This window comes from Alienimonas chondri (assembly GCF_013036045.1).
Lineage (GTDB): Bacteria > Planctomycetota > Planctomycetia > Planctomycetales > Planctomycetaceae > Alienimonas > Alienimonas chondri.
Genome location: NZ_WTPX01000144.1, coordinates 1 through 11,503 on the forward strand (window position 1 = coordinate 1; position 11,503 = coordinate 11,503).

The following is an 11,503-nucleotide window of genomic DNA, read 5'->3' on the forward strand; positions in this document are numbered from 1 at the left end:
GGGCCGGGGGCGAACGCCGGCGGGGCGTTCTAGCCCCAACCGCAGCGATCGTCCGTTCTCCACAGGGATTCCTCCTCCGCGGTCGGGCCGTCGGTCGGTTCGTCCCAGTCCCCGGTCCAGTCGGAGAGGGCGCGGAGTTGCTCCAGCGCTTCGTCGAGCTGCGGCACCCGCATCGCCCGACGGACGGCGGCGGCGTCGCAGCGGGCCAGCGCCTTCAACGCTTCCCCGTCCGGGTGGGCCGCCAATCGACGCCACGCTCGCGGCGACAGCTTCCCGCCGATCCAGCGTCGGCCCTCCTCCAAATGCTCCACGAACCACCGCGTGCGAGCGGTGACCAACCCGTCCAGCGCCTCCAGCGTCGCGGGGAGCGGGTCGCGATAATGGATCGCCTTGCCGACGTCGTGCAGCAGGGCGGCGAGCAGGAACTCCTCGTCCCACGCCGTCTCCCGGGTGGCGAAGACGTACGCCTGCAAACTGTGGGTGAGGCAGTCGCCCTCCGGATGGCGGGGCGAACCGAGCGTCACGTCCGCCAGATCGTCCAGCAGCGTCCGGTAGGCGGCGAAGCGGTCGTCGTCGTGACCGTCGGCTCGGGCTGCGTCGGCTCGGGCTGCGTCGGCTCGGGCTGCGTCAGCGTCGAATCGCTCGGCCTGATCGTCGAGTCGGGTCAGTTCGGCGACGACGGCCCGGGGATCGGGGATCTCGCCGATTCGGGGCCGCGCGCGGCAGACGCGGCGGGCGGCCTTCTGCAGGGCCGCGGACAGGTCGGGCTGTTCGCCTCCCCGGAGCAGTCGGGCCGCCTCACGGGCGATCCGGCTCTGCCGGCGGGGATTCTCTCGTTGGGAAGTCGCCATCGCGGCGCAGGCCCCCGCGTCGGGGGCAGTTGAGGGTGAGTCGCACGGTACGCAGGCCAGCCCGCCGCTGACAAGCCGTTCGTCGAGGGCGGAAGCCTTGCTCGACCGCCGTCGGCGCCCGGTCTGCCAGCCGGCGCTCTGCCGGTCGCGACGGCGACGGCGGGCTGATCGGTTCGCACTGCCGAGCACGCCGAGCGACGCCGGGAGGTGCGGAACCCCCTGTTGTGCGGAAACCCCGCACGGCTCCGCAAGGGGTCGTGTCGGTCGTGCGGGCTGGGTGGAGGTTGCGCGTCGGTCGTCTCGTTCTGCCGCCGGGTTCGTCCGGCGCGGTCGATCAGTGCGACCTAGCGTTCCGAACGCATGTTCTCTCGAACGTCCCGCCGCCGCCCGAGTTTCCGCCGCCGTCCCGCGCCGCGGCGCGGGGCGGCGTTGACGGAGTTCGCCGTCTGTCTGCCGCTGTTCGGACTGTTTCTGGCGGCAATTCTGGAGATCAATCACGCGTCGATGACCGCCGCCACCATGCGGGCGGCCGCGGAGAAGGCCGGCCGTATGGGGGTGATGGACGGCGTAACCACCGCCGAGGTGGAAACGCTCGCCCGGGAGACCGCCGGCGCCGCCGTCCCGAACGGGAACATCCGGGTGCACGTGAAAAACGCCGCCGCGTTCGACTCCGGCGGCGACCCCTCGGAGATCGCGGTGGACTCCCTGCCGGATATCGAAGTCGCCGACGCTCGCCCGCGGCAGTTATTCGTGGTCCGGGTCGAGGTGACCTACGCGGACGTCAGTTTGATCCCGCCGTTTCTGCTCAAGGGGCCGGACGGCGGACCGAAGGTGATCTACGGGCAGGCGGTGAATCGTCATGAATAATCTTCGCTCCCCCGCTTGCCGTACACGCCGGGCGCCCGCGTCCGGCATAAAACCCCGATATCACGAGCGCCGCGGGGCCGCGTTCGTGGAGTTCGCCGCGGTCGCGCCGTTCTTTATCTTCCTGGTGGTGGCCAGCGCGGAGATGAACGCCTGCATTCAACAGGTGCACCGGCTCTCCGCCGCGATGCGGGAGGCCGGACGGTTGGCCTCGATGGATTGGGACGAAAGCCTGCCCGGCAATCAAACCCCGGCCCAGAAAGTGGCGGAGGACTTTGAGAACTTCCTCGCCGCCGGCGGCACGCCGCGGGACGAGATTCAATTCGCCATGACCCACGCTGAGGGCGATTCGGCCGGCGAGCCGTTTGCGTTGGGCCAGTCCGGGAACCGCCTAGAACTATTCACGATGGAGGCCAGCGTGCCCACGCCCGGCGGGTCGTTCTCCAGATTGTGGTTCGGCGAACGGTTGAACGCTCGATTCACCTTCCGCGCCGGCCGCGACAGCCACACGCCCTGACCTTGCCCGCGGAGTCGCGTGACTCCGTGGGACTCCGAAGCAAACTCGATCCGACTCTCCCTGACTCTCTACGATGCCATGCAGCCTTCGACGATGACCGCCCGCGTTCGTCCCCCGCAGCCCGCGCGTCAGGATACTGGCGAGCGCAAGGGCGTTTTCACGCCGGTGGCGGTGGTGTGCCTGTTCGCGGTGCTGGGGTTCGTGGCGCTGGGGGTGGATCTGGGGCTGATCGCCCTGACCCGGGCGCGAATGCAGTTCGCGACGGACGCCGCGGCGCTCGCCGCCGCGCACGAACTGGCGGACGTCGTCGCCGAGGGCGACGATCCGAGCGCGCTGGACGCTGAGATGGCCGAACGCGCCCGCGCCATGGCGGTCAAAGTCGCCGGGATGAACGAGACGTTCGTCGATTCGGAGATCGATATTCGTCTGGGAAAACGCGTTTACGACAACGACCTGGGCCGCTATCGCATCCAGTGGGGCGGGGCGCCGTATAACGTGGTCGAGGTCGCGGCCCGCAAAGAGAACCCGGACACCACGGCCCCGGACGGGCAAATGCCCGCGTTCTTCAGCCGCATCTTCGGGATGACGGGGCACTCCTTCCGGGTCTCCAGCATCGCTTATACGGAGCCGCGCGACCTGGTGCTGGTGCTAGATTATTCCGCTTCCATGAACGACGACAGCGAGTTCCCCGCCTTCGATCGCCTCGGCGAAGCCGAAGTCACGGAGAACATGTTGGAGATCTACGACGCCCTCGGCCTGGACGACGCGATGCTGCCGGACGAACCGGAGCGCGCCACCCTGCGCGGCGTTCCGCAGAACAGCGGCTCCGGGATTCCCCACGTTACGCTCACGCCCGGCCCCTGGGGCGGCACGGTGACCAGCACGTCGAACATCGATCGGTTGTGGGTGCGGGACGGCAACGGAACGTGGAAGAATTACGACCATGTCGGGAAGTCCCACACCTTCAGCACGAACCATTACCGGGTCTCTGAGGTGCGGGTGAAATCCTGGAATAACGTCAACTGGTTCGGTCAGTACGGAGAACGAATCGTTTTCGATACCGAGACCACCAAAGAGGCGCTGGGACTATCCGGCGTGGACTACCCGTTCCCGAGCGGCAGCTGGAGCGACTTCTTCTGGTACATGGAGAACACGAACTCGGCTTATAACGCCGGTCAGTTGATGCAATACGGCAAGCTGGGCTTCGTCAGCTACACCCTCGGTTATCACCCCAGCCACTCGGCGACGCCGCCGCTGTGGAAGGCGCCGGCTCAGCCGTTTCATGCGATGAAAGAGGGCGTGACGCAACTGACGGACTACCTCGGCGTCTTGGGTTACGGCGACCACCTGGGGATGGTCAGTTACGACACCACCGCCCGCTGGGAAACCAGCGTGAACGACCCGCTGGAAGGCTTGGTCGCAGACATCACCGGCGACCCGATCACCATGGACTACGCCGCGATCGATACGATCCAGCGCCATCGGCAGGCGGGGTATTATCGGAGCACCACCGGTCTGGGCGACGGCGTTAAGGAGGCTCAGCGAATGTTGGCGGAGCACGGCCGCTATGGCGCCCAACCGACGATCCTGGTGATGACGGACGGCAACGCGAACGTCAGCCCCCCCGGCTTCTCCCTGCCGGGCGACTGGGACTGGAACGAACTGACGGACTTCGATGGCGACGGCGTCGCGGATTACACGACCGACGACGTCGATAAACAGTACGCCTTCTACCACGCTCGCGAGTCGATCCACGCCGGCGCCACGGTGCACACCCTCAGCGTGGGCGCAAACGCCGACAGCGATTTAATGAACGCCATGGGCCACGCCGGCGCCGGCATCCATATTAACGTCCCCGGCGGCAACTCCGCGGCGGAGAACGAGGCGCTGCTGATGGAGGCATTCCTCAAGATCGCCGCCCGCGTCCCCCCGCCCCGCCTGATGATCGACCGCGACGCGGAGTGAACCGGCCCGGAACGGCCTACTGGTTCTCGTCGGGCCGGACGGCGGTTCGCCATTCCGCCAAGAGAGCGAAGTGCTCCGCCTCCGCCCGGCGGGCGATGAGCGCCGCGGCCGTTGCGATCGGGAACCCGGGCAGTTCGCCGCTCTTGCCGGAGACGGCGTAAGCCCCGTCATCGCCGCGGCGGTGCACGGTGAGCGTGTCGTTCGCCCAGACCCACACCTCCGGCACGCCGAGGGCGGCGTAAATCGGCAGTTTGCGCACGCCGGGACTGGTCACATCGACCTCGACGCACAAATCCGGCGGCGGATCGCCGGCTTCCAAGTCGACCGCGTCCCGCCCCTCGAGCTTCGGCAGGGACGAAACGTAGTAGCACAGGTCTGACTCCAACCCCCGCTGAAGATCTTCCCGGCTCTGCGTGAGGCTGCCGACGCCTCGCACGGGGATCCGACGTTCCTCCGTAAAGGCCAAGATCAGGTTCGCCAGCCACCAACTGACGTTCTCGTGCAATGGGCCGTTCGGCATCTCGATCTCCAGCAGCCCGCCGGCGGGGCCGTCGTAGGTCAGCTTGACGTGCTCGTTCTCCGGCTTGGCCCGCAGGGCGACGTACTCCGCCCACGTGACTCCGCGCAGCACTGTCCGGCGAGCAGGCGGGGCGGGGCGGGGCGGGGGTTCGGCGAGTTGAGGCATGGGGAGATTCCGCGGAACGGGAACTGCCAGTTTACCGAAGAACCGCGACCGTCAGGGAGCCGGCTCCCTGACGGTCGCGGTTCTAACGAGGTCTCTCACGACGCTCGCAGACATCTCTGGTCATCAAAGAGCCGCGATAATCGCGTCGGCCATTTCGCTGGTGCCGACGGCGGTGGGGTCGTTGCGGTCGGCTTTGAGGTCGTAGGTCACGTTCTTGCCTTCGGCGATGACGTGGGCGACGGCGTTTTCCAAAGCGTCGGCGGCTTTGTGCTCGCCGAGGTGGGCCAGCATCATCTTGCCGCTGAGGATCAGCGCCACCGGGTTCACCTTGTTCTGACCGGCGTACTTCGGGGCGCTGCCGTGCGTCGCTTCGAAGATCGCGCTGTCCGGGCCGATGTTGGCGCCCGGGGCCACGCCCAGGCCGCCGACGAGACCGGCGCACAGGTCGCTGAGGATGTCGCCGTACAGGTTCTCGGTCAGCAGCACGTCGTACAGCTCCGGCTTCTGCACGAGCTGCATGCACATATTGTCGATCAGGCGTTCGTTATATTTCACGCCGGAAGCGTCGATGCCGGTGACTTCGGGGTCGGCTTCGACGCCTTCCTTCTCCTCGGCCCATTCAAACTCCGCCCCGCAGGCCAGCGCCACGGCCCGGGTGCGGTCGTACCACAGGCCGTCGGTGAACTTCATGATGTTCGCCTTGCAGATGGACGTGACCGTCTTGCGGCCGTTGTCCGCGGCGTATTTGAACGCCGCGCGGGCGATGTTCCGCGTGCCGGGATGAGAGATCGGCTTGATGCTGACGCCGGTCTCCGCGACCGGGGTGCCGATCTTCTTACCGGGGGCGTGTTCGTTGATCGCCTTGATGACCTCGGCGGAGGCCGGTTCGCCCGCTTTGAACTCGACGCCGGCGTAAAGGTCTTCGGTGTTCTCCCGCACGATGACGAGGTCGACCGGGACGTGCTCGTAGAAGGTCCGCACGCCCTTATATTGCTTGCAGGGGCGGATGCAGGCGTAGAGGCCCAGCTCCTGCCGCAGGTAGACGTTGACGCTGCGGAAGCCTTTGCCGATCGGCGTGGTGATCGGGGCTTTGAGCGCGACCCCGTTGGCGCGGACGGAGTCCATCACGCGAGCCGGCACGCCGCCCTCGGCCTCGATGACCTCGATGCCGCAGGCCTGTTCGTCCCAGTCGATCTTGCCGCCGTGGGCTTCGATGGCGGCGTCGACGCAGCGACGGGTGGCGTGGGCGATCTCCGGACCGACCCCGTCGCCGGGGATCAACGTAACTTTGTGCATCGGGGCTGCGAGGCGGAAGGGCGAACGAAACAGATGGTTTGCAGGCGGGCAGGATACCGCCCTCCGGCGCGCGTTGCGACCGCCGCGGTCGCGGTCGATCATCGCCGCCGCTCGCCCGCCGCGTCCGCCGGAGTCCCCTGATGTTCGCCCCGCCGCTCTCCCGCCGTTCCTTCGTCGGCGGCTCGCTCGCCGGCGCCGCCTCGCTGGCGCTGCCGCGCATCGGGCGGGGGGAGACGGGGGTGAAGAACGCCGCGGTCCCGGTCCGCAAACTGACCGACGGGCCGAAGCAGCACTGGTTCGGCTACTACGACAAGCTGCAGTTCAGCCCGGACGACGCACTCGTTCTCTCGAACGAAATCGATTTTGAAGGCCGCAGCCCGACCGCGGAGGATTCGATCGGCGTCGGCTTCGTCGACCGCACCACTGGCGGGGGCTACCGACCGCTGGGGCGGTCCGCCGCGTTCGGCTGGCAGCAGGGGTGCATGCTGCAGTTTCGACCGGGGCACGGGACCGAAGTGCTGTGGAACGACCGCGACGGCGACCGCTTTGTCTGCCGACTCGACGGAATTTCGACCGACCCCGTCGAGACCGGCCCGCGGATGCGGACGATCCCCGAACCGATTTATACCGTCGCCCCGGACGGCAAGACGGGGCTTAACGCCGACTTCCGCCGTATCAACGATCTTCGCCCCGGCTACGGGTACGCCGGGCTGCCGGACCCGCACGCGGACGAATTGGTGCCCGAGGAAAGCGGCGTGCGCTCCGTAAACCTCGACACCGGCGAGAGCGAACTCATCTTCAGCATCGCCCAGGCCGCGGCGATCGAACCGCGGCAGGCGTCGATGGACGGGGCGAAGCATTATTTTAACCACCTGTTATATAGCCCGAACGGGGAGCGGTTTATCGTGCTGCACCGCTGGCGGCCGGACGGCGGGAAGGGCGGCTTTCAAACGCGGATGTTCACCGTGAACGCCGACGGCTCCGAGCCGTACGTCCTCGATCCCAGCGGGCACACCAGCCACTTTATCTGGCGCGACCCGGACCATATTTGCGCCTGGAGCAAACCCGCCGGCAAGCCGTGGGGATTTTATCTGTTTAAAGACCGGACGGACGAAGTGACGGCCGTGGGAGCCGAAGCGATGCCGGCCAACGGGCACAACACCTATCTGCCCGATCCGCCGAACGCCAACTGGGCCCCAGGCGAGTGGATCCTCAACGACACCTATCCGCAGGGTTCGGACCGCCTGCAAACCGTGTATCTCTATCATGTCCCGACGGACAAACGGGTGAACCTCGCGTCGTTCCACAGCCCGCCGGCGTACAAGGGCGAATGGCGCTGCGACACGCATCCCCGCGTCAGCCGCGACGGACGCACGGTCTGCGTCGACAGCCCGCACGACGGCGGGCGGCAGCTTTATGAACTGGATATCTCGGGGATTGTGGGCTGACGGTTCGTCTATGAGCCCCGACCGTCAGGAGGGGCCGCTCGCCCGGGCACGAACGATTCGCGAAGGATGCGCCAGCGACGCGTGTGCGGGCGAATTCATCGGAAGCTGGTGAGCGGCCCGCTCCCTGACGGTCGGGGCTCGGAGGCGTCACTCGGCCGGATTGTCCGCGATCAGCTTCAGACAGTGCGGGATCGCCCCCCACACGGCGCCCAGACATTGGGGGATCGCCTTGGGGCTGCCGGGCAGCGACAGGAGGAGCGCATCCCCCCGCACCCCGCACGCCTGCCGGGCGAGGATCGCGGTCGGCACGTCGTCCCAGGCGTCGGCCCGCATCTTCTCCGCGAAGCCGGGCAGTTCCTTGTCCAGCAGGGGGCGAATCGCCTCGGGGGTCACGTCGCGGTGCGTCGGGCCGGTGCCGCCGGTGGCGATGATCAAGCGACAGCCGGCCTCCAGCAGTTCGAGCACGGCCGCACGGATCAACGGCGGTTCGTCCGGCACGATACGGGCGTGCGATTCCCAGCCGCCTTCCTGCTCGGCGAGATTCGCCTCGCAGAACGCCCGCACGGCGGGGCCGCCGCGGTCTTCATAGACGCCGGCGGTCGCCCGGTCGGAGACGGTGATGATGCCGACGTGAAGCATGAGATCTCGCTTTACCAGCCCGGAGCGCAAGCTCCGGCCGTCGGCACAGCCGACGGTGAGGGATGAAAAGAGAATGCGGGTCTCGCTCGCTGCGCTCGCGGGCCGGAGCTTGCGCTCCGGGCTAGTAGAGGCTCAACTCACCGCTCGCTGAGCGGCTCGAACAGCCGTTCGGTGGGGCGGTCGTAGGTCACGGTGGTGTCGACGTGGCCGAGGGGGCCGTCTTCCAGCTCTTTGAGCTGCTCCAGCGCATGGGCGGTCCAGACGGGCACGCGGGCGACGCAACGGGCGACGGCGCTGGTGACGTCTTCCTGGTCGGTGATGGTGTCGCCGCCGCCGGGGGGGCCGTCGCCGTTGCACAGGGCGGCGGTGACGACGCCGTACAGGTCCGCCCCGCGAGCCGCGGCCAATCGGGCGGCGAACACGTCGGCGCTGGGGGCCGGGTCGGCGGCGAGGACCATGTCCGCCTCGAAGGCGACCTCCTCCGCTTCGGTGGGCGTCTTGCCGGTCAGCAGGCGGACGAGGTCCGCGGAGAACGACAGTTCCGCATTGGCCTCCGGCTGCTTGCCGCCTTTGAAGAACCGCGTCGCCGCGAAGACCAGCGGCAGACGGGCCATCAGGTCCACGGCCTGCGTCCGCAGCGCCGAGGGACTGGTCTGGCCGGCCTGGGCGTCGAATTCGCCCAGCAGGCTCACCACGGTGCGGAGGGTTTGCCCCGGCGTGACGTGCAGGGGGAGTTCCTCGGTGAGGTTCCGAATGATCGGCGGCACCTCGGCGGCGCAGGTCAGCAGCGTGCGGAAGTCCGCGAGGTGGTCCGGGTCGGGCAGCGACCCGTGCAGCAGCAGGTAGGCGACGTCCGTGAAGGCGCCGCCGCTGGCGGCTTCCGACAGGCGATAGCCACGCACGTCCGCGGAGTCTTCGCCCCGACAGAGAGCCGTGTGCAGGTGGGCGGACAGGCCGACGGACATGGGAGCGGTTCAGACCGGGAACGAACGTCCACAGTCTGTCGAACCGTCGCGATCGTCGCCAGCGGAGGCGACGATCGGACGTTCTCCGCCGTCGCTCATCCCACCGCCAAATACGCCTTCAAATCCCGCGCGACCTGGCCGCTGCGTTCCTCCCACGCGGCCTGTTTGACGCCCCAGCCGACGGGTTCGATCGTGATCGTCACGTCGTTCAGCATCGCGGCGCTGCGGGTCTTGATGAGTTCCGCGCCCACCTTGACATGCACCTCCACCGGGCAGTCTTCGCGGCGGCGGCCCCAGCGGCCGGTCAGGCCGGCATGGCCGAGTTTGAAGCAGACCTCGGAGTCCGAGACGCTCAGCACCTTCGCGGCGTGGTCCTCCAGGAACCCCCGCAGCTTGTGCACGACCATCGACGCCGCCAGGCAGGCCTGCACCGTCGATTCGAGACGGAACTTGCCCTTCGGCTCGGCGGCGCGGGCGCGCTTCTCCGCGGCGGCGGGGTCGGCGGCGTCGCGGCGCTGGGCCTCGGTCAGCGCGGTGACTTTATTTCGGCCGGTCTCCTTGGAGAGATATAACCCGGCGTCGGCCCGCTGAACCAGCGATTCGACGGTGTCGCCCTCCTCCGCGGCGGCGACGCCGAAGCTGGCTGTGGGGCGGGGCTGGGTGCGGCCGTTGACTTTGGTGTCCGCGATCGCCCGCCGCAGGCGGTCGGCCCGCTTGGCGGCGGCCTCCAGGTCCGTTTGGGGACAAATGATGACGAACTCCTCCCCGCCGTAGCGGCCGACGGTTTCGCCGCTGTAACACTCCGTTTTTAAGAGCGTGCTGAGGTGCTTGAGCACTTCGTCGCCGACGCCGTGGCCCCACGTGTCGTTGATCATTTTGAACTTATCCAAGTCCAGGAACATCACCGCCAACGGGCGGCCCTCTTCGCTGCTTTCCCGCAGGGCGCGGGACAACCGGGATTCCAGCTCCCCGCGGTTCGCCACGCCGGTGAGGGCGTCGCGGGTCGCGGCGCGGCGCAGCTCTTTGAACTCCCGAGGGCGGTGCTGCTGACGGTTTAAGTTCCGATAGATCTCCGCCACCCCCCGCACCCCGCCCTGCGAGTCGGTCAGGGGGAACACCTGCACCTCCACGTCCGCCCATTCGGACGTCTCGTCCGATTCGCCGGGACGGCGGATGCGGGCGGACCGACGAACCTTCACCGTCTCGGCGACCGGGCGGCCGGTGTTCAAGACGCGATCCAGCGGGCGGTCTCGATCCGGCAGGGGCGTTCCGTCCGGGGCGGCGAACTCCAGCGTACGCCCGGTGCGGATCTCGCCCCGCAATTCGCTCGCCCGGCGGCCCATCAGGTCTTCCAACCCGGAGCTCCAAACGGTGCACCGCAGGTCGGCGTCCAGCAGGCAGAACCCTTCGTACAGCGTCTCCAGCAGGGAGAGATAACCGAAGATGTGGCAGAACCGCACCGCCCGCAGCGCCGCCGCGGGGTCGGGCGGCGATTTGGGCGCGAGCAGTTCGTCCAGCGCCGAGGCCTCTCCCTGCGTTTTCACCCAGCGGTTGAGGTTGTCGAGGATCGTGGAGTCATACCGATGCTGGGCGCGTCCGGAGAGCGCCTTCAACGCGGCCTCGTGCGGAAAGCCGTCGCGATACGGTTGGGCGGTGCGCAGCGAGTCGTACGCTTCGCACAGACTGACGATGCGGCCGGGCAGGTCGTGGACCTCGCTGCGGTCCCTATCGAAGTCCTCGTCGCTTTCGTCGCCGATGCGGGCGATCACCTGAAGCAGATCGTCGCTGGCGCCGCAGGCCTGCAACACGGCGGCTCCCACGCCGCGGTGCAGATCCATCAATTCAGCCTCGTCGTCGCAGAGCGGACCCGGCTTATAAAGGATGTTGTCCGGCACGCCGATCTTGCCGACGTCGTGCAGCAGGGCGGCGGTTTCGACCACGGCCAACGCCGACCCGCCCACGCCCAGCCCCCGGGCGACCCCGCCGGCCAACCAAGCTGCGCGATGAGAGTGCGTGAGCGTGCGATGATCCCGGTGCCGCAACGCATCGACCAGGGCGTTCCGACAGATCGCCGAGATCGGCGCCCCCGCGGGCGTGCCGCCGGGCGGGCGCAAATCCACCAGATCCATCAACAACCGGGGCGAATCCGTCGGCCGCGTCGGGGCGGTCTGCTCCGGCGGGGCGGCGGCGGCGCGACCGCGATTCTGAATCGCAAGTTCCGGGGCAAGCGGCGGGGGATCGCTAACGGACGGCATCGTTCAATCCTTCAAGGG

General features: G+C 68.1%; 10 protein-coding genes. 4 read left to right on the top strand and 6 right to left on the bottom strand.

Annotated features, from left to right (window positions below; genetic code table 11):
* Positions 1–29: 29 nt before the first annotated feature.
* Positions 30–851, bottom strand: coding sequence for a hypothetical protein (locus tag LzC2_RS17200; protein WP_171189257.1), 822 nt, complete (start codon positions 849–851; stop codon positions 30–32).
* 360 nt (positions 852–1,211) lie between these two features.
* Between LzC2_RS17200 and LzC2_RS17205 the strand changes: the two genes are divergently transcribed.
* From LzC2_RS17205 to LzC2_RS17215, 3 genes are all read left to right on the top strand, one after another.
* Positions 1,212–1,718: a TadE/TadG family type IV pilus assembly protein gene (locus LzC2_RS17205; RefSeq protein WP_171189258.1), complete on the top strand. Its 507-nt coding sequence runs from the start codon at positions 1,212–1,214 to the stop codon at positions 1,716–1,718.
* Positions 1,719–1,803: 85 nt separating this feature from the next.
* Positions 1,804–2,232, top strand: coding sequence for a TadE/TadG family type IV pilus assembly protein (locus LzC2_RS17210; RefSeq protein ID WP_171189259.1), 429 nt, complete (start codon positions 1,804–1,806; stop codon positions 2,230–2,232).
* A 78-nt stretch (positions 2,233–2,310) separates the two neighbouring features.
* Complete coding sequence (locus tag LzC2_RS17215; RefSeq protein ID WP_171189260.1) at positions 2,311–4,197, top strand: vWA domain-containing protein; 1,887 nt, start codon at positions 2,311–2,313, stop codon at positions 4,195–4,197.
* 16 nt (positions 4,198–4,213) lie between these two features.
* Here the strand turns inward: LzC2_RS17215 and LzC2_RS17220 are convergent, their stop codons facing one another.
* Together LzC2_RS17220 and LzC2_RS17225 are read right to left on the bottom strand one after the other, a co-directional pair.
* A complete protein-coding gene (locus tag LzC2_RS17220; protein ID WP_171189261.1) occupies positions 4,214–4,882 on the bottom strand; it encodes a Uma2 family endonuclease in 669 nt (222 codons plus the stop codon).
* 123 nt (positions 4,883–5,005) lie between these two features.
* Complete coding sequence (locus tag LzC2_RS17225) at positions 5,006–6,178, bottom strand: isocitrate/isopropylmalate dehydrogenase family protein (protein ID WP_171189262.1); 1,173 nt, start codon at positions 6,176–6,178, stop codon at positions 5,006–5,008.
* 140 nt (positions 6,179–6,318) lie between these two features.
* On the opposite strand from LzC2_RS17225, the gene LzC2_RS17230 reads away from it, so the two are divergent.
* Complete coding sequence (locus LzC2_RS17230; protein WP_171189263.1) at positions 6,319–7,626, top strand: hypothetical protein; 1,308 nt, start codon at positions 6,319–6,321, stop codon at positions 7,624–7,626.
* 147 nt (positions 7,627–7,773) lie between these two features.
* Here LzC2_RS17230 and mog read toward each other — a convergent pair whose 3' ends face one another.
* From mog to LzC2_RS17245, 3 genes are all read right to left on the bottom strand, one after another.
* Complete coding sequence (gene mog, locus LzC2_RS17235) at positions 7,774–8,265, bottom strand: molybdopterin adenylyltransferase (protein WP_171189264.1); 492 nt, start codon at positions 8,263–8,265, stop codon at positions 7,774–7,776.
* A 137-nt stretch (positions 8,266–8,402) separates the two neighbouring features.
* Positions 8,403–9,230, bottom strand: coding sequence for a citrate/2-methylcitrate synthase (locus LzC2_RS17240; protein ID WP_171189265.1), 828 nt, complete (start codon positions 9,228–9,230; stop codon positions 8,403–8,405).
* Positions 9,231–9,325: 95 nt separating this feature from the next.
* On the bottom strand, positions 9,326–11,485 hold the full coding sequence (locus LzC2_RS17245; protein ID WP_171189266.1) for a diguanylate cyclase: 2,160 nt from the start codon (positions 11,483–11,485) through the stop codon (positions 9,326–9,328).
* Positions 11,486–11,503 lie beyond the last annotated feature (18 nt).